Here is a 20,117-nt window from a genome sequence, read left to right on the forward strand (position 1 = left end):
ATTAAGGGCATAGACTTTTCTAATATAGGAAGGAAAAATTATGAAATTTGAATTTAAAAAGCTAATAAAAAATAAAATTTTCCTTATTTTTATCCTTGCTAGTCTTATCTTTGCCCTTTTTATCTCTTTTATCAAAAAAGCAGATATTGATTATTCTTTAATTGACGGTTTGGAAGATGTGAATGTACTTGACAGGGTATTAGAAAAGGATAATAATCTTTGCTTTAAACTTTCTGATACCTATCCACCCACTACGGTTTGGCAAGGAGTGACAGATGATTTTAATAAAGATTACCAAAAGATTGTTGGCCAAATTGATTATGATGAAATGGTTCTTTCAAGTGATGAATATCTAGGGGAAAATCCTCCTATTATGAGAGCATCATTTTTCGAGGATATCTTAAATTTTATTGATAAGTATAAGCTTAAGACAAGCCCTCTAAATGAGCAAAGATTAATATTCTTAAGGGATTTTTATAAAAATATTGAAAATAAAGACTTAAGTCCAGATTCATTTATAAAAAATATAAGAAAGTCAAGTCAAAATATTTTTTATTCTAATATCAAAATATATTTCGGCTTAGTTCCTGTCCTGTTAATAAGCCTATTTGTAGGTGCAAGCCTTAGTAGGGATTATGAAAATGGTCAGGCCTTTTTAAAATTAACTTCTATCAAGAAAAGGATTTGGATTTTGCTTGATAAGCTTAGCTTAGGACTTTTTCTAGCTTTTATATATTTTCTTACAATTGTACTAACATCATTTTTAATAGGTAAAATCAAGGGGGATTATGATTGGATTTTTACCTTACCAATAGGAAGTTTTGGAGAAAATCAAAACCAGGTGATTTTTGCTGGATTTCTATGGAAAACTTTTCTTATCTTTATGGCAAGAGTGTTTTTCTTTAGCAGTGCCTTTATAAGCCTGGGACTCATTTTTAAAAATACCAATATTTTCCTAGAAACTGCGGTATTTATTAGTGGAATTTTGGGTGCTTTGACTGAATTTGCTGAAAAATTACAGAATATCTATAATCCATTTTATTTTTCCTATTATGATTTTATTCTCGGCAACAAAAAATTAATGGGGAATATAAAAGGAAGGGTCGATTTTTCTTATCAAAGCCCAAGTTTTAAATTAAGCCTTATAGGTATTTATCTAATTTTTGGGATATTATTTTTGATAATTGCTTATGGATTTATAAAATTTACTAAGGGAAAGATTGGTAGAAACAAAATTAAAAAAGAAAGAATAAAGCTTAAAAATTTGCTTTCTTTTGAAAAGCTTAAAATAAAATCTTTTAGCAAAAATACAGGCCTAAGTTTCACACTTATCGCTCTTATATTACTAATTTTCTCTATAAATCTAAGGTCAAAAATGACAAGCAAAGATTTTTATGCCTATAAAAACACTTTTATGAAGATTGCCATGATAAGAGATGGGGCAAATTTTAATGAAAATTCATATACAAATGATAAAGGTGAGGATCCCAACATAGCTTCTAAGGCAGAGGCCTATATGGATAAGCTTAATGACTTGGATAAGCTAAAGGAAGCTTCTGATTCGGAAAATTTTTATAAAATTTTGTCAAAAGCTAGCTTATTTGCTGAAAGTCTTGGTGATGAATTAAACCCAAATCTTACTGATGAGCACTTTAAGGTTTCTGAGGGAAATTTGATAAATGGAAAGATATCTGAGTTTTCAAAACAAGCCAGCCATAGTTTCAGAAAAGAGCTAATAAGTAGAGATATCAAGCCTATGAATTTAATTTATGATAGGAGCCTCACTTATTATGATAAGTTAAAAGATAAAAGGGTTTTGGATGCTGCTATAAAGGCTCAGATACCTAAGGATACTTCTTCCTTTATCTTATTTTTAAAGCTTATAAATGAATATAAACTTCCTATCCTTCTTATAATGATATGCGTATTTATCTATGGAGGGGCTTATAAGTATGAATTTATAAATGAAAATTCCTATGATTTATTAAGGACCCAGCCTCTTGATTTAAGAAAAGTCTATGATAAAAAGTTTCTAGCAAGCCTTTCTTTTTGCCTTAAATTTTTACTAGTGACAAGCCTTGTGATTGTAATTATGGGGATTTTGAATGACCCTAGGAAAACTTTAAATTTTCCTATTTTAAAATATTTAGGAAGGGTAGCTGATCCGAATCTTGCTATAGACTATTCAAAGGATTTCACCTATATTTCTCTTGGTAGATATCTATTAGATACGATAATATTAAGCCTATCTTTGCTAATGTTTTTGCTAAGCCTTGTTCAATTTCTAAGCTTAATAGCTAAAGATATGTTTAAAACTTATATAGCCCTAGCTTTTATAATTGTTGTGATGTTTTTAATCCTATACTTGTTTAGGTCCTATTCATATTTAAATCCTCTCACTTATTTCTTAGTTGAAGAAATTGTTGATGGCAGCCTAAGCATAAAATATGGCATAAGTCATTTTGATAGCTATATAGGATCGATTTACCTTATATTGTTGGGAATTTTAATCTATTTAATAGGAAGGAAATTATCAAGGATAATTTGATAATAAGTTGGCAGCTTTTATATAAGGCTGCCCTTATTTTTTATAGAAAATTAGCCAGTCTTTGAGTATAATGACTTAAGAAATTTAAGAGAGGACTTATGACTGAATTAAAAATACCATCCCATCTTGCTATCATTCTTGATGGCAATGGAAGATGGGCTAAGAAACAAAATAGGCCTAGGACCTTCGGCCATAAGGAAGGTGCGGAAAATGTGATTAGGATTGCGAGGTCTGCCAAGAAGTTTGGCATTAAGACTTTGACTCTTTATGCATTTTCTACAGAAAATTGGAAAAGACCTGCTAGTGAGGTCGGATTTTTGATGGATTTGCTTATTAAGTTTGTAAAATCTAAGCTTGATGAACTTATTGCAGAAGATTGTAAGCTTAATTTCTTGGGAGATATTTCAAAACTTCCAGAAAAGACTAGAGAAGCTTGCCTTTATGCCTTGGATAAAACTAAGGATAACAAGTCTCTTGTTATAAATATTGCCCTAAATTATGGGGGCAGGGATGAGCTTGTCCATTCCTTTAGAGAAATTATGGCCAAGGGATACGGTCCTGATGATATTACAGAAGAGATGATTTCTGATAATTTATATACATCAGGTCAATCTGACCCAGACCTTCTGATTAGACCTGGCGGTGAGCTTAGGTTGTCTAATTTTCTAATCTATCAGATGGCTTACACAGAGCTTTATTTTACAGATGTTTTGTGGCCAGATTTTACTGAGGATGATTTAAGGGATGCAATCCTTGAATTTACTAGAAGAGATAGAAGATATGGTGGCCTATGATTAAGTTTTTAAACAGGGCCTTTGGTGGTGCTGTAATTTTAACGCTTTTGATTTTAATAACTTATTTGGGCAGGATTCCCCTTGCTCTTGGGGTGGCAGCTTTTTCTTATATTGCCCTCCATGAGATGGATAAGGCCCTTAGCAAGATTAAGCTTACCCTACCTATGAAGTGCCTTTATTTTACTAATGGAATAATCATGCTTGCTGCCTTTATAAATAATTCTGATATTTATATAGCTTCCCTTGTGGTTTCGGTTTTGTATTTATTTATGTACATCATCCTAACTGGCCACTACAGCCTTTATGATGGCTTTGCTGCAGCCTTTGTCATGCTTTATGTGTCATTTTTGATCTCCCACATACTTAGGATAAAGAATGTGTCCTATGTGTGGATGCTATATATTACAGCTTGGGGATCTGATACCTTTGCCTATCTTGTTGGCAGCCTTTTTGGAAAACACAAGATGGAATGGATGGCTCACATTAGCCCAAATAAGACTATCGAAGGATCAATCGGGGGAATTGTTGGAGCTACGATTTTAAATATTGTCTATTGCCATGAATTTGGCCTTGACACTTATGTTAGAGAGATAGTTATTTTTACAATTATTGCTGCGATTATGTCACAAATTGGTGACTTGATTGCATCTTATATTAAAAGACAAACTGGAATTAAAGATTTTGGTAACCTAATACCAGGCCATGGCGGCATCCTTGATAGGTTTGATTCTATCATGTTTATTGCCCCTGTCCTTTATCTTTTTTCTAGGATTTAAGGAGAATTGATGAGAATATTAATAGCGGTAGTACTATTTTTGCTACTAATTGTATTTCACGAGTTTGGTCACTTCCTTGTGGCCAAGCTTTCTGGAATCAAGGTAAATGAGTTTGCAGTGGGCATGGGGCCCCTTATTTTTTCTAAAGAAAAGGGAGAGACCCTTTATTCTTTAAGGCTAATCCCAATTGGCGGCTACTGTGCCATGGAAGGTGAGGATGAAGAATCGCCAGACCCTAGATCTTTTGATAGGGCACCGGCTTCTAAGAGATTCCTTACAATCCTAGCTGGCCCTGTGGCTAACCTTATTATAGCTGTCCTAGTCTTTATGACTGTGGGTCTTATGGCTGGGATTATTACTACTTCAATAGGGGATTTTACAGAAAATTCACCAGCCAAGGAAGCTGGCATGGAAGTTGGCGATGAGATAAGAAAAGTTGGAGATAAGGATATTAAAGATTTTACTGATATTTCTACAGGAATTGCTGATTTTTATAAGGATAAGGATTATGATAAGCCTATCACAGTCCAGTATTATAGGGAAAGTTCAGATACCATCACAGCTGTAGATTTGAAGGTAGAAGTAAAAGATGATTCTGCCTATATAGGCATAATGCCAGCAAGAAAGAGGCCAGGATTTTTTGAAGCGATAGGCCTTGGTTTTAGTGAAACTTGGAAAAATATCAAGATGATTTTTACAGTTCTAGGTAGACTTTTTACAGGAAAAATCGCCCTAGGAGCCCTATCAGGTCCAATTGGAGTCCTAAAGGAAATGGGCAATCAAGCCAATAACGGCCTTGCCAATCTCTTATACTTTTTAGGTTATATTTCTGTTAACCTAGCAGTTTTTAACCTACTTCCAATACCAGCCCTTGACGGGTCAAAGCTTTTGACAAGTGGGATAGAGATATTGACAGGCAAGAAAATAAACAAAAAAATCGAAGAAAGAATCACCATAGTTGGATTTATCCTCCTAATGGGACTTATAATTTTGGTAAGCATAAAAGATATAATTAATTTATTTTAAAAGGAAGGCAAAATGAGAAGACAAACTAGGAAAATTTTTGTAGGAGATGTTGCTATTGGAGGCGACTCTCCTATTTCTATCCAATCAATGACAACAGCAAAAACATCCGATGTGGATGCGGTAGTAAAGCAAATAAGGGCCCTTGAGGCTGAAGGCTGCGATATATCTCGCTCAGCTATAAATACCATCGAAGATGCTAAGGCCATTAGAAAAATCAAGGAAGCTACCAATATTCCTTTTGTGGCAGATATACAATTTGATTACAAGCTTGCACTTGCAGCTGTAGAAAATGGCTGTGATTGCCTAAGATATAATCCAGGTAATATTGGTGGCAAGGATAAGGTCGCTCTTTTAGTTGAAGAATGCAAAAAACGCTCAATTCCAATAAGAATTGGGGTAAACTCAGGTTCTGTTTCAAGAGAAATAGTAGATCGCTTTGGGGGAGTTAATAAGGATTCTCTTGTGGCAAGTGCCCTTGAAGAGGTTAAAATCCTTGAAGACATGGATTTTCACGATGTAAAAATATCTGTAAAATCATCTGATGTAAATACCATGATAGATGCCTATAGGCTCTTATCTTCAAAGGTTGACTATCCACTTCACTTAGGAGTAACAGAGGCAGGACCTCTTTACCAAGCCCTTGTCAAATCATCAATTGGTATAGGTTCGCTTTTAAAGGATGGAATAGGCGATACACTAAGGGTTTCAATAACAGGTGATATTGTAGAAGAAGTTAAGGCTGGCAAGGCAATTCTAAAGGCCCTTGGCCTAAGACGAGATGGGCTTGATATAGTATCTTGTCCAACTTGCTCAAGAACTACCGTAGACCTTCCAAATATTGTTGCAGAAGTTGAAGAAAAATCAAAGGGCCTTAAGGTAAATACTAAGGTTGCAATCATGGGTTGTCCAGTAAATGGGCCTGGAGAATCAAAGGAAGCTGACTATGGGATTTCTGCAGCAAATGGCATGGGATTCTTGTTTAAAGATGGAAAGACTATCAAGAAAGTAAAGGAAGAAGAAATAGTAGATACCCTAATAGAAGTTTTGAAAGAAAAGCAAGATGAGAATTGATCTGGGCTCTTTAATAAAAATTGAAAAAGAGATTTTTTATATAATTGAAGCGACCTATTACAAAAAAGAAAATAGGCTCCACCTTTTGATAGAAAGCGAAGACCCACTTTTAAGCAACAAGGAGGAAGACCTAAGAGAATATTTTTCTGACATGGACCTTTCTATAAGCTATAAAAAAATAGAGATAGAAGAGCCTCATGAATTAGAAAATATAAATGAAGAAGTTCCTGAAAATTTAGGTAATAATTACGATTCGTTTGCGGATGATTTTGAAGAAGAAATTGACTATATGGATATACCTCCTGATGAAGACTTAAAGCCTAGTAAGGATGATGTGCCAAGTAATGATTTTCAAAATATTGACCAAAAACCTGAAAAAATAGAAGATGAGCCTTTAAATTCAAATAAGGAAGAAACTTCAGCTCATGAAGAAAAAACAGCAACGGGAGAAATTCCTCAAAAGGAAGAAAATCCTAATGAACAAGACTCGGCAAAAGACCTAAAAAAAGCCAAGGAGGCCAAGCTCCAAAGGCAAATTGCCAATGCAATTTCTATCCAAAACTCAGCCAAGGAAAAAATCCAAAAGCAAAAGCCAGCTGAGGATGGCCTAAATTTTGGTAAAAAGCAAAGGCTAGAGCCTATAAATATAGAAGATCTTTATGATAAAAAGGGCATGGCAAATGGCCTAATAGGAAGGATCTATGGTCTTTCCTGCCTTGAGACTAAAAATGGATATTTTATCTATACCTTTGACCTTGAAGATAAGACCGGTGCTATATCTTGTAAGATTTTTGCCAATAAAAATAACAATTACAAGCTAGAAGGCTTAAAAGATGGGATGGCAGTCCAGGTTGAAGGAACTCTTAACTTTGATGACTTTGCCAAGGAAGATGTCTTTACCATTAATTCTGTAAGGGAGGCTCTAATTGGTAAGAAAGTTGACCTAGCAGCTGACAAGCGTTTTGAGCTCCAGCTTCACACCAAATATACTAACCTTGATGGTTTTGTGGATGATGGAGACCTTTTAGGCACTCTTACAGATTGGGGCTGGGATACAATCGGTATAACCGATACAGAAAATCTCCAAGTCCTACCAAATATCTATGACAAGTATAAATCAAAAGGTATCAAGGTTTTGCCAGGTGCAGAACTTTTGATGGTAGAAGATGACCTTAGGATTCTTACGAATTTATCAGAAAAGGATCCATCAGATTTTAAAAAGCTTGAAGAAGGATCCTTCGTAGTCTTTGATATCGAGACAACAGGTCTTTTAAGATATAGGGATGCCATTACAGAGATTGGTGCAGTTAGGGTTGAAAATGGAGAAATAACCGAGACTTACAACCAGCTAATAAACCCTGAAAGGATGTTACCTGAAAAAATTATAGAGATAACAGGCATAACAGATGCCATGCTTGCTGATAAGCCAAAGATAGATGAGGTCTTGCCAGGATTTTTAGAATTTTGTGGAGATGCTATCCTAGTTGGTCAAAATACAGACTTTGACGTTGGATTTATTAGGGTCAATGCCCAAAGATTAGGACTTAAATTTGACCCAGTCTACCTAGACACCTTGCCAATGGCTAGGGCACTTTTTGATGATATGGGCAAGTTCTCCCTAGATAAAATAGCTAGAAAGCTTGAAATCCCAGCTTTTAACCACCACAGGGCAAGCGATGATGCTAGGGCTACAGCCCAAATTTTTATCAAGATGTTTGAGATGATTACTAATGAAGAAGGCATAAGCCTTCTAAATATCAATTCTCTAACGACTAATTATCCAAAGGCCAAGCACAAAACATATTCAGTCTTAGCCTATGCCAAGGATAAGATAGGTCTTAAAAATCTCTACCAACTAATTTCAGAATCAAGGATGAACCATATAGCAAATGGTGAAGCGAGGACTCCTTTATCTACGATACTAAAATATAGGGAGGGACTAATTTTAGGCTCTGGCGGATCTGAAGGAATTCTTGTCGATTATCTAATAAATCAAAGGTCTGACAGGGATATAGAAAAATATCTAGGGCTCTTTGATTTTTACCAGGTTGAACCCCTATCTATCTATGAAGACATGATAGAAAGTGGGAAAATAGATACCAAAGGCCAGGTAAGGTCCATAAATGAAAAGATAATTGCCTATGGAAATCGCGATAAAAAGCTTGTAGCAGCAACCGGTGGGGTAAGATACCTAAATCCAAGGGACTATAAGCTTAGAAATATCCTAAAGAAGGGGTCCTTCTTCTTCTATAAGGAAAATCGTCCTCTATATTATCTAAGAACTACAGATGAGATGCTTAAGGAATTTTCTTATTTGGGAGATGAAATTTCTTATGACCTTGTCATAGCAAATCCTAAAAAAATTGCAGATCAGATTGAAGATTTAAGGCCAATTCCACCTGGCACCTTCCCTCCAAAAATCGAGGGGTCTGAAGAGATGCTTAGGGAAACTTGTTTTAGAAAGGCCCACTCAATCTATGGAGACAAGCTACCAGAAATTGTCGAGGCAAGGCTTGAAAAAGAGCTTAACTCCATCATTTCAAATGGCTACGCGGTCCTTTATATCATAGCCCAAAAGCTAGTTAAAAAATCTAACGACGATGGCTACCTTGTAGGATCTAGGGGATCGGTTGGTTCATCATTTGCAGCAACCATGGCTGATATCACAGAGGTAAATCCACTTTGCCCTCACTATGTGTGCCCAAATTGCAAGCACTCAGAGTTTTTCCCAGAAGATCTCTTGGGTTCAGGTATAGATTATCCAGATAAAGCTTGTCCAGAATGCGGGACAGAGATGAAAAAAGATGGGCACAACATACCTTTTGAGGTATTTTTGGGCTTTGAAGGAGATAAGGAACCAGATATAGACTTAAACTTCGCTGGTGAATACCAACCTACAATCCACAAATATACAGAAGAGCTCTTTGGTAGGGGCCATGTATTTAGGGCAGGAACTATCGGCAAAATCCAGGACAATACAGCCTTTGGTTATATCAAAAAATACATGGAAGAAAATAATCTAAACCTAACCAATGCTCAGATTAGAAGCTTTCAGAGGGGGCTAAAGGATGTCAAAAGGTCAACTGGCCAGCATCCTGGTGGACTTATAGTTGTGCCAAATGATATTGATGTCTTTGACATAACCCCAATCCAGTATCCAGCAGATGATCCGAGGGGAGACATAAGGACAACCCACTTCCCATATTCAGTAATGGAAGAAACCCTCCTTAAGCTTGACCTTCTAGGCCACGATGTGCCTTCAATTATTAGGGCTCTCCAGGATTTAACAGATACAGATCCTTTAAATATAAAGATGGATGATAGTAATGTAATGAAGATATTTTCATCTACAGAACCCCTTAAGATTAAGCACGATTTTTCAAATAATGATATAGGTACACTTGGAATACCTGAGTTTGGAACAAACTTTGTAAGGGGCATGTTAAAGGATACCTATCCTAAGAAATTTTCAGAGATGGCTAGGATTTCTGGTCTCTCCCACGGAACAGACGTGTGGCTTAACAATGCCCAAGACCTTGTAAAATCAAATACCGCATCCTTTGACGAAATAATTTCAACTAGGGATGATATCATGAATGCCTTAATCACTGAAGGCCTTGATAAGAAAAAATCCTTCCAAATCATGGAAAGGGTCCGTAAGGGCAAGGGTCTTGATGATGGGACTATTGCCTATATGAAGGAAAATGGTGTCAAGGATTGGTATGTGGAATCTTGCCTAAAGATAAAATATCTTTTCCCAAAGGCCCACGCCGTTGCCTATTGTCTGATGTCTTATAGGATAGCCTATTATAAGGTTTATTACCCAGAAGCCTTTTATGCTTCATATTTTAATTCCAAGCTAAATGACTTCTCCTATTCGACAATCCTATCTGGCTTTGATGCTGTAAGGTTAGCTCTTGATTCCTACAAGGATAGGTTTGACCTTACCCAAAGGGACAATGCCATAAAGACAGTCTTAGAAGTAGCTGAAGAGATGCATGCTAGGGAGATAAAAATTAAAAAGGCTGACATCTACAAGTCAGATTCTAGGAAGTTCTTGATTGAAGATGGGGCAATTCTCCCACCACTTGCGGCAGTGGATGATGTAAGTGAAGCTATGGCAAAGGACATAGTAGAAGAGCGTGAAAAGGGCAATTTTATATCAATAGAAGATCTAAGGTCTAGAACTTGCCTAAATAAAAACGCCATCAAAAGCCTAAAAGACTTGGGAATCATAGATGGTATCCAAGAAGAAAATCAAATGAGCCTATTTGATGGCTTGTTCTAAAATAAAAAAGCTGACCCCAAAACTATTTTAGGGCCAGCTTTTTTATTTATTCTATATGGTAAAAGATAAAAGATATCTCAAGGCCAGGCTTTTTATTTTCAATAAGAAAAGCTCCATCATGCAATTCGGCGATTTGCTTTGAAATAAAAATACCCAAACCGTGTTTGGTTATATTGGTCAAATCTTCCTCATTAATTCTCCTTATAAGGTCATAGGAAATCCCACTTCCCTCATCACTTATTGTAATTATGAGCCTATGGTCAGGATTTGTGATCCTGACAAGAATCTTCCCTTCGGTATAAGAAAGTGAATTTTTTAGGATATTTTCAAGCATTCTATAAAATAAATTCTCATCCATTCTTATTTTTAAATCGCTCACTTCTAGCTTATTTTCAAAAATAATTTCCCTATCAGGATTCTCATTTAGCTTATCGACAATTACTTTTCTAATAATTTTGACAGGATTTTTAGACTTAAAGTCTTTTTTGTCAATATTTGAAAGGGATATGGTAAGGTTTAGGCCTTCTAGGATATTTGAAATTTTTAGGACTTGGTCTTGGATATTTTGGATATCGAGGTCATTTTTATTGTTTTTGCTAACTTCCCAGGAAATCTTAGCAAGAGGAGTTCTTACATCGTGGCTAAGACCCCTAATCCACTTGCCTTGAGCAATTTTTAGATTGTTGAACTTTTCATTAGCCTTGTTTACAGAAACAGCAAGATCTTTCAAGTCTCCATATTCATCAAGCCTTTCAAAATCATCTTCGTAGAGCCTATCAAGAGCCTTTTGAAAGGGGAGGGTATTTTTTAAGATATTTTTGATATCAATCATATAAAAAATATAGACAAGGGCTAAAAACAAAATTACAAATCCTATAAAGAGTTTTACATTAAATATTAGGTTCTTATAATTGTAATAATTAAAGGGAAACTTGTCTAAGGAATTTTTAGGATAGGCAAAAATTATCAGCCCATCGTCTAGGATGTAGGTAAATACGGGATAATCAGCTAGATAATATCTTGTAAAGCCTGCCACATCAGTGATTTCAAATTTATCCTTGACTTCCTTTGGCTTGGAAAAAGATTCTATGACCTTCCCATCCTTATTTATTCTTATAGCCCAAATATCATTTTCTTTAAGGAATTCCTTATTTGTATCATTAAGGTAGGTCCTAGTTTTATTGGTTTCTACATATGAAAAAACATCGTTAGGATTTGGGTATTTATTGTTAAGCCTGTAGTTTAGGTAGAGGAAGGTCATAAATAAAAATATTAGGAAAAATAGCAAGACCAATATTCTGATTACAATTTTCTTAAATCTTTTTAAAATATAGTCAAACATCTAATCCTCTTTAACAAGCTTATAACCAAGGCCTTTTATGGTTATCAAAATCTTTGGCTCTCTAGGATTATCCTCAAGCTTTTCTCTTAGCCTATAGATGTGGGTTATTAGAGTGTTTTCATAACCATAGGAATCTTCCCAAATATGATCTAAAATCCTATCTATAGAGACAATCATATTTATATTTTCAGATAAATAGGCTAGGATTTTGTATTGGGTGGCTGTAAGGGCGATTTCCTCGCCATTTTTGATGAGGACACCCTTGGACATATCAAAAATTACCTTGCCTAAATTTATTTTATCAACAGATTTAACTTTTTTACTTCTTCTTAAGATAGCATCTACTCTCCAAAGGAGCTCTTCAGGGAAGAAGGGCTTGACTAGATAGTCATCGGCTTTATTTTCAAAGCCTTCTTTTCTGTCATCAAGGCCATCTAGGGCAGATAAAATTATAACAGCCATGTCTGAAGTCTTTCTAATTTCCCTTAACAAATCAAAACCACTCCCATCTGGAAGCATCAAGTCTAAAACAACCAGGTCAATTTTTAAATTTGAAATTTTAAATCTAGCTTCCTTTAAGTTTTTGGCAGTATAAACTTTTTTAAATCCCTTATCCTTCAAAAAATTATATAAATTTTCTAGTAAGGTCTTTTCATCATCAACCACTAATATTGAAAAATTACTCCTTATATCCATCTAAGCCTCCTTGTTATCCTTATTATACACCAGACTCGAGCTTTATTTGCTTTTGTGATGTAAAAGTGACCTAACTAAAACTTTATCTTTATCAGGTCTTGGTATTATGGTTTTAGGAGGAATGATTATGAAAAAAATACTTGAAGTTAAAAATTTACAAAAATCATATAACAATAAAAAGGTCTTAGATATCGACTCTTTAGAAATTGAAGAAGGTGCAATTTATGGCCTAATAGGAAAAAATGGAGCAGGGGACAGTGATATAATGATGACAGATACAATAAATCCATTAAAATCAAAGTTTAAAGGCTTCCACAAAACTTTTAAACAAGACGATTTAGGATTAAGTCTGTCATCTTTTTTATTAAATTAACAAAAAAGAAAAGAAAACATAAGTAATAAGGATTGAAGAGAATATGATAATATTTAGAGTTTTTTTCAAAATCATATTGTTTCCTATTAGTATAGTGTTAAGTATCATCACTCTATTTTTAACGTTTGTATTAGGACTTAGTACAATATTTTTTAAACTGATTTCATTTATCGCTATTATGGGATTTTTGGGATCTGTTTATCATGGAGAAAAAGCACTCGCTATAGAGGCAATTATACTAGCATATCTTTTTAGTCCTTATGGTTTGCCAGTGCTAGGATATTTTATTATAGAAGTGATAGAAGAGGTGAATGAAAGAATAAAAGCAATTTAAATATAAAAATAAATAGATTAAAACGATGAAAAAGAGATAGCAAAATCAAAGCTATCTCTTTTTATATGAAAAGAAAGGGGGCTATGATGAAAGAAATAGTTAAATTTGAATACTATTATGGCAATGAAGCAGAACAATATTCATTTTTTAAGATTCCCAAAACTTTATTTACCGACTTAAATTTTAAAAAACTATCCGTAGAAGCAAAAATTCTTTATGGAATTCTACTCGATAGAATGAGCTTGTCAATTAAGAATAAATGGTTAGATGAAGAAAACAAGGTATACATCATCTATACCATAGAAGAAATTATGGAAGTATTAAACTGGGGGAGAAATAAGTCGGTCAAAGTAATGAAAGAAATTGAAGAAATAGGATTATTAGAAAAAAAGAGGTTAGGACTTGGAAAGCCAAATTTACTTTATGTAAAGAACTTTATTTACACAGAAAATAATAAAACTACAGAAGTTTCAAAAGCAAACCTCAAGAAGTTTAAAAAACAAACTTCAGGAAGTTTAGAAAACAAACCTCAAGAAGTTTCAAAAGAGGACTCTAATAATACTAATATTAATAATACTGAAACTAATAATACTGATTTTAATAATATCACCCCCATATCCCCCTTAGAAAAGCTAGGAGAAAAATCAAAAAAAACTTTGGAGGAGGAAGAATTAAAAGAAACTATAAAAAAGAATATATCTTATGAAACCTTTGAAAAAGTAAGAATAGAAGAAAAGAAGCAAGTAGATGTAATGATAAATGTACTTGTAAAAGCCTTAACTAGCTTTACAAACATTAAAATAGGAGGGAGGCATATATCCAATGAAAATTTTAAAGAAAGATTTCTAAGTCTTAACTATAAACACATAGACTATGTTTTGAAATACCTAAGAGAAAATGCTCCAAAGGATATTAGAAACATTAATGCTTATCTACTGACTCTCTTATACAATGCAGATGAAAATATTAGAAACATAGAAGTCATAAAGAGAGAAAATCAGAAAAGAGAAAACTATGACTATAGTAACGATGAGAATATATGGAGAGAAATTTTAAATACTTGATAGGAGAGGAGCATATGGAATTAATAAAAGAAATCCTAGAACAGAAAATAAAAAATGCAGAAACAAATAGTCCATCAAATGATGAAGAAAATAGGAGTTATATAGATCAAGAAACAGGATTAAAATATTGTGCAAAATGTAAAACACCAATTGAAAAAGAAATAGACTTCTTTGGAGAAATAAAAAAAGTTGGTATTTTATGTCAATGTAAAAAAGAAAGACAAAAATTAGAGGAAGAAAAAAGAAAAGAAAATAAAAGGCTTTTAAAAATTGAACACTTAAAAAAAGAGTGTTTTTCTGATCCTATCCTATTAAATTGGAATTTTAAAAATATGGAAAAAGATAGTGAGCATGAAAAAGTAGCAAAAAACTATGTGGAAAAATTTGATGAAATATATGAAAATAATATAGGATTAATTCTCACAGGGAATGTGGGATGTGGAAAAACATATCTTGCAAGTGCTATAGCAAATGCTTTACTAGAAAAAGAAATATCAGTCAAAATGACAAATTTTTCAGTAATTTTAAATGATATGACTAACTTTGAGATTGATAAGAGTAAGTATATAGATAACCTAAATCATAAGAAACTATTAATTATTGATGATTTTGGAATGGAAAGAGATACAGATTTTGCAGCTGAGCATATCTTTAACATAATAGATGGTAGATATAGAAGTGGGAAACCTCTAATTATAACAACAAACTTAAATATATCAGCTTTAACTAATCCTGAAACTATAAAGGATAAAAGAATTTATTCAAGGATACTTGAAATATGCAGTCCCATTATATTTACAGGAGAAAATAGAAGAATAGAAAAAATGAAGGAGAAATCAAAATTAGCCTATGAAATATTAAAAAAGAATGAAAGTAGGTGAGTGAATGCAAAATGATGATATAAATAGCAGAACAATAGCCATAGTAAAAAAAGCAAGTATAGTAACAGCCAAGCAAGTTATAAATTTGATGAAGAAAATATTAGAAATAAATAAACATAAAGCACAGACAGAACAGTCAAGACCCTTAGAAAAATTTAAAAAAGTAAAAGTAAAAGACCTTGTAAAAAAAGGTAAAGTAGAAACCTTAGAATTAAATGACATAGACTTAAAAGCATTGAAAAAAGAATTAAAAAGATATGGGGTTAAATTTTCCATAAAGAAAGATTTAGAAAATGGAAACAACATTATCTTTTTTCAAGCAAAAGATATAAAAGTAATGGAACAAGCTTTTAAAAAGACAGTCCAGAAATTTACTAAAGATAAGTCAAGAAAAAGAAAATCTTTAATAGAAAGGCTTAATAACTTCAAGGATAAAGTCAAAGATACTATTGACAGAGATAAGGTTAAACATAAACATCAGGAACAAAGTTTATAATAAAAGCACTTGGATATATAATATATATGATGAGAAGGCATGAATAGCTTTATTGTTGAATACTATGAAAAAGAAGATGGGAATCATCCAGTAGAAGAATTTCTCTTATCTATAGATAAAAAATGAGAACAGAAGCATTAGGGAAAAAACTAAAAAATACCTTTGAAAGTAAAATATAAGTATAATGGTGGTTCAAAATGACAAATAAAAAAATATGTCCTATATGTAACTCAAAGATGAGACAACAGTTTATAGGTCTATTACATTGCAAGTGTGGTATAAGTTATCATAAAGATTTAGGATATTTTAAAAGAAATGAAAATATGATGTTTGTCTTGGAAAGAAAAAAGATAGGTAAAAAAATAAAACAAGTTCCAGTAATAAGATATAAAAAAGATAAATAAGATACTAATGGGTAGAGAAATCTACTCTTTTTTATGGAGAGGAAGTGATTAATTCGAAAATACTAAATGAAATAATAAAAGATATAAAAAATGTTTTTAAGATAAGAGATAAGAAGAAATTTGTATTAGAAAATCTTCCTTACCTCTTATTTTTTTATATAGGAAATATCTTTGCAAGCCATGTCAACTCTTATGTAGGAGGAGATATAATAGATAGAATTCTAGTAGCTTTTAGTCAAATAGATACTTTAAAATATATTCCATCATTAAAAATAAAAAGCCTGATACCCGGTCTAATTCTATCAGTAGTTATTAAGTTAATCCTTATACAGAAAAAGAAAAAAGCAAAAAAGTTTAGAGAAGGCAGAGAATATGGATCGGCAAGATGGGGAAATGAAAAAGACATTGAGCCATACATTGACAAGAAGTTTGAAAACAATGTGCTATTAACTCAAACTGAAAGACTTACCATGAACAATAGACCTAAAAATCCAAAATATGCGAGAAATAAAAATGTATTGGTAATTGGAGGTTCTGGTAGTGGTAAAACAAGGTTTTTTGTAAAGCCAAATCTCATGCAAATGCACTCTTCATATGTAGTAACCGATCCAAAAGGAACATTAGTCTTGGAATGTGGGAAAATGTTGGAAAGAAATGGATATGAGATAAAAATACTAAACACAATAAACTTTAAAAAATCCATGAGATATAATCCCTTTGCATACTTGAAAAGTGAAAAAGATATTTTGAAATTAGTACAAACAATAATTGCAAATACTAAGGGAGAAGGAGAAAAATCAACTGAGGATTTTTGGGTGAAAGCTGAAAAACTCTATTACACAGCACTTATAGGATATATCTGGTATGAAGCTCCTAAAGAAGAACAGAACTTTACAACTCTACTTGCTATGATAGATGCAAGTGAGGTAAGAGAAGAAGATGAAAATTTTAAAAATGCAGTAGACTACATGTTTGAAGCATTAGAAAAAGAAAAGCCAAATCATTTCGCAGTAAAACAATATAAGAAATACAAACTTGCAGCAGGAGTAATAGAATTAAGGAGAACACTTAATCACTGTTTTAGTGAAACATGTACTTCTTAATTCTTTTTTATTTAAGAAATTAAGAGAAAGGAGGAAAAAGTGAGGAATTTTGAAAAGATAACAGCACTCTATGAGAGATTAAGTCGAGATGATGAACTTGAAGGAGAAAGTAACTCAATCGTTAATCAAAAGAAAATCCTTGAAGAATATGCAAGTAAGAATAATTTAACTAACATCATCCATTTTACAGATGACGGAATAAGCGGGACACAGTTTGATAGACCAGGCTTTATGGATATGATGAATGGAGTAAATACTGGAAATATCGGTTGTATCATCGTAAAGGATATGAGTAGACTCGGCAGAGATTATCTCAAAGTCGGTCAATGTATGGAGATATTAAGACAAAAGGGCGTAAGACTGATTGCTATCAATGACAATGTAGACAGCTTTTACAGAGAAGATGATTTCACCCCTTTTAGAAATATTATGAATGAATGGTATGCAAGAGATACTTCAAGAAAAATACAATCTACATTTAGATCAAAAGGAGAAAGCGGAAAGCATACGGCAAGCACTCCACCTTATGGCTACATTAAAGATGAAAAAGACAAAGATAAGTGGGTTGTAGATGAAAAAGCAGCCGAGATAGTAAGACGAATATTTAATCTTACAATGGACGGAGCAGGACCATACAAAATAGCAAAGATACTGGAAGCAGATAAGATAGATATACCCGCTTATCATCAGCAAAAAATGGGATATGGATTACATCAAAGCAAAAACTTTGTATATCCTTATCGTTGGTGTAGTTCCACAATTGCAAGTATCTTAAAGAAAAAAGAATACTTAGGGCATACAGTTAACTTTAAAACAAGAAAGCATTTCAAGGATAAGAAAAGTAAATATGTATCCGAAGATAAATGGCTCATCTTTGAAAATACTCACGAAGCAATCATAGACCAAGAAACCTTTGATAATGTGCAAAGGATAAGAGGAAATGTAAAAAGGTATCCTGATGGTTGGGGCGAATATCACCCACTAACAGGATTGATGTATTGTGCAGATTGCGGGAGCAAGATGTATGTTCATAGGACAAATAACTATAAGAATATCCCTTATTATGTTTGCAGTAATTATAAGAAAGTGCCTTGCGGGACACTTTGTCCATCAGCTCATAGGATAAAAGCAGAAGTAGTCTTAAATCTTATCCAAGAAACATTAAAAGATATAAAAAATTATCTTGATGAAGATAATGAAGCCTTTACCCGTTCCATTCAAAATGAAATGGAAGAAATGGAAAAAGCAGAGATAGAAAAACAAAGAGTAAGGCTAATTAATAATAAGTCGAGGATACAAGAGTTAGAAAGGCTTATGTGCCGTATTTACGAGGATATGATACTAGAAAAAATACCAAGTAGTAGATATGAGATACTTAATAGCCAATACGAAACAGAGCAAAGAGCTCTAAGTAAAGAGATTGAAGACTTAGAGCTTGTAATATCAAGATATGAAAATGAAACAGATAGGGTAAGAAAATTCAAATCCCTTATTAGTCGTTATGAAAACTTTAATGAGCTCACAAACACAATGATAAATGAATTTGTAGAGAAGATTATCATTCATGAAAGGGATAGAAAAGGCAGTCAAACATCAAAGCAAAAGATAGAAATATATTTTAACTTCATCGGAAATTATGAAGTTCCAAAAGAAGAATTAAGCGAAGAAGAACGATCAAAACTTGAGGAAGAAGAACGAAAAATTAATGAGAGAAGGGACAGGCTTCATCAAAATTATTTAAAGCGTAAAGCAAATGGGAAACAACAGGAATATGAGGAAAGGTATAAGGCAAGACGAGAGCAGAAAAAACAGGAGAAGTTAAAGGTTTTGAAAAAGACAGGTATATTAGATGGCTATTATGAGAAAATTAAAAGTGATACGTTTACTATATAGTTTATATGATGATTCTATGTTGAAAAACAATATGTAAAAACTCGATATAAGTATTGATACAAAAATATAGAACAAGGTGATTATATTATGAAATTTAGAATTGAGCCTAATACGGTTACAATACTATTGCCTGATAAATGTACAGCTGAATGGGAAATGTGCTGTTTTGAATGTGCGTTTCCAAAGAACAATGATTACTTTAAATACAAGTAAATAGCAGTGCAGGATGACTGTGATAAGATAAAAATATTGACAAATAGATTCTTAAGTATTAAAATGGAATTGATAGTCAATATCAATAAAGAAAGAAGAGAGAATATAATGAAAAATCCAATCGTAAGAGCCTTAATGTATAATATCGTTATACTTATTGTTATAGGTGGTTTTTATTTTTTGCAATATGATATGAATAAGACTCATACAAAAGAAATGTTATTAATAATATTTCTATGTGTGGTTTTCTATTGGTTAACTGTTATAATTGGATTATTGATTATTAAAAAACTAAAAAGTTAAAAGATGAGTTTCGGCACCTATTTTATAAAACTATAGGTGCTTTTTTCATGTCTATTTTTAGGAGGCGAGATTTGGTAAATAGAATAAAAGGGATAATTGTTGAGATTGGTAGGAATACTACAATATGACAAGGATCTAAAACAAGTTAACACGTAGATTAATCTTATTCAGTATAAACTTTGTGATGTCAATAAACTTCCTAAACTTGACTCTAGCAATACTGAACTCATCTCACAAAAAAATAAGATATTTGGATAGACCATAGAAGAAGAGAAGAATAATGAAAAAAAGAAACAAGAAGAAAGAGAAAATCACTATAGAAATATAGATGATATTTCAAAAGACATAAAATTTTAATAGTGAAACTTTGAAAGGGATAGCAGAGATGTTATCTCTTTTTTTATTACAAGAAAGAAGATTTATATGAAAAATTTAGAGAAAATAAGACAAGAATCAAAAGAAATAAAAGACAAAATTGACGATACAGAAGAAAGATTAAGGCAACTAAAAAA

General features: G+C 32.8%; 15 protein-coding genes and 1 pseudogene. 14 read left to right on the forward strand and 2 right to left on the reverse strand.

The genetic code is table 11. The features are described from left to right. Window positions 1-40: 40 nt before the first annotated feature. The 6 genes from NH288_RS03250 to NH288_RS03275 all read left to right on the forward strand — a co-directional run bounded on the left by NH288_RS03250 (window position 41) and on the right by NH288_RS03275 (window position 10,503). Window positions 41-2,548 (forward strand): hypothetical protein, encoded by a 2,508-nt coding sequence (locus NH288_RS03250; protein ID WP_265213035.1) that lies wholly within the window; start codon window positions 41-43, stop codon window positions 2,546-2,548. A gap of 98 nt (window positions 2,549-2,646) precedes the next feature. Then, on the forward strand, window positions 2,647-3,342 hold the full coding sequence (locus NH288_RS03255; RefSeq protein WP_265213037.1) for an isoprenyl transferase: 696 nt from the start codon (window positions 2,647-2,649) through the stop codon (window positions 3,340-3,342). After that, the gene (locus NH288_RS03260; RefSeq protein WP_265213039.1) at window positions 3,339-4,118 is read left to right on the forward strand and encodes a phosphatidate cytidylyltransferase; all 780 of its coding nucleotides are present in this window, start codon (window positions 3,339-3,341) and stop codon (window positions 4,116-4,118) included. The genes NH288_RS03255 and NH288_RS03260 overlap by 4 nt, the downstream gene beginning before the upstream one ends. A gap of 6 nt (window positions 4,119-4,124) precedes the next feature. Further along, on the forward strand, window positions 4,125-5,144 hold the full coding sequence (gene rseP / locus NH288_RS03265; protein ID WP_265213041.1) for an RIP metalloprotease RseP: 1,020 nt from the start codon (window positions 4,125-4,127) through the stop codon (window positions 5,142-5,144). 12 nt (window positions 5,145-5,156) lie between these two features. Then, entirely contained in the window at window positions 5,157-6,215 is a 1,059-nt protein-coding gene (ispG, locus tag NH288_RS03270; protein ID WP_265213043.1) for a flavodoxin-dependent (E)-4-hydroxy-3-methylbut-2-enyl-diphosphate synthase, read from the forward strand. Then, the gene (locus NH288_RS03275; RefSeq protein WP_265213045.1) at window positions 6,205-10,503 is read left to right on the forward strand and encodes a PolC-type DNA polymerase III; all 4,299 of its coding nucleotides are present in this window, start codon (window positions 6,205-6,207) and stop codon (window positions 10,501-10,503) included. Before ispG ends, NH288_RS03275 begins: the two co-directional genes overlap by 11 nt. Window positions 10,504-10,549: 46 nt before the next feature. Here the strand turns inward: NH288_RS03275 and NH288_RS03280 are convergent, their stop codons facing one another. Continuing rightward, complete coding sequence (locus NH288_RS03280; RefSeq protein ID WP_265213046.1) at window positions 10,550-11,845, reverse strand: sensor histidine kinase; 1,296 nt, start codon at window positions 11,843-11,845, stop codon at window positions 10,550-10,552. Next, entirely contained in the window at window positions 11,846-12,541 is a 696-nt protein-coding gene (locus NH288_RS03285; protein WP_265213048.1) for a response regulator transcription factor, read from the reverse strand. It lies immediately after the preceding gene. A 127-nt stretch (window positions 12,542-12,668) separates the two neighbouring features. Here NH288_RS03285 and NH288_RS11385 point away from each other — a divergent pair, with 127 nt between their 5' ends. The 8 genes and pseudogenes from NH288_RS11385 (at window position 12,669) to NH288_RS03325 (ending at window position 19,089) form a co-directional block, all read left to right on the forward strand. After that, on the forward strand, window positions 12,669-12,914 hold the full coding sequence (locus NH288_RS11385; RefSeq protein ID WP_265213049.1) for a hypothetical protein: 246 nt from the start codon (window positions 12,669-12,671) through the stop codon (window positions 12,912-12,914). A gap of 43 nt (window positions 12,915-12,957) precedes the next feature. Next, window positions 12,958-13,248: a CD1845 family protein gene (locus NH288_RS03295; RefSeq protein ID WP_154271280.1), complete on the forward strand. Its 291-nt coding sequence runs from the start codon at window positions 12,958-12,960 to the stop codon at window positions 13,246-13,248. A gap of 86 nt (window positions 13,249-13,334) precedes the next feature. After that, window positions 13,335-14,312 carry a replication initiator protein A gene (locus tag NH288_RS03300; protein WP_265213055.1) on the forward strand — a complete coding sequence of 326 codons (978 nt, stop codon included), beginning with the start codon at window positions 13,335-13,337 and terminating at the stop codon, window positions 14,310-14,312. Window positions 14,313-14,326: 14 nt separating this feature from the next. After that, entirely contained in the window at window positions 14,327-15,193 is an 867-nt protein-coding gene (locus NH288_RS03305; protein ID WP_265213056.1) for an ATP-binding protein, read from the forward strand. A 4-nt stretch (window positions 15,194-15,197) separates the two neighbouring features. Further along, window positions 15,198-15,689 carry a PcfB family protein gene (locus NH288_RS03310; RefSeq protein ID WP_004829707.1) on the forward strand — a complete coding sequence of 164 codons (492 nt, stop codon included), beginning with the start codon at window positions 15,198-15,200 and terminating at the stop codon, window positions 15,687-15,689. 197 nt (window positions 15,690-15,886) lie between these two features. Then, the gene (locus tag NH288_RS03315; protein WP_049555303.1) at window positions 15,887-16,093 is read left to right on the forward strand and encodes a hypothetical protein; all 207 of its coding nucleotides are present in this window, start codon (window positions 15,887-15,889) and stop codon (window positions 16,091-16,093) included. A 44-nt stretch (window positions 16,094-16,137) separates the two neighbouring features. Further along, window positions 16,138-17,139: pseudogene (locus NH288_RS03320) on the forward strand (VirD4-like conjugal transfer protein, CD1115 family); the annotation flags it as partial. Between the two features lie 96 nt (window positions 17,140-17,235). After that, on the forward strand, window positions 17,236-19,089 hold the full coding sequence (locus tag NH288_RS03325) for a recombinase family protein (RefSeq protein ID WP_265213059.1): 1,854 nt from the start codon (window positions 17,236-17,238) through the stop codon (window positions 19,087-19,089). Window positions 19,090-20,117 lie beyond the last annotated feature (1,028 nt).

Source organism: Anaerococcus sp. NML200537, assembly GCF_026131715.1.
GTDB lineage: Bacteria > Bacillota > Clostridia > Tissierellales > Peptoniphilaceae > Anaerococcus > Anaerococcus kampingae.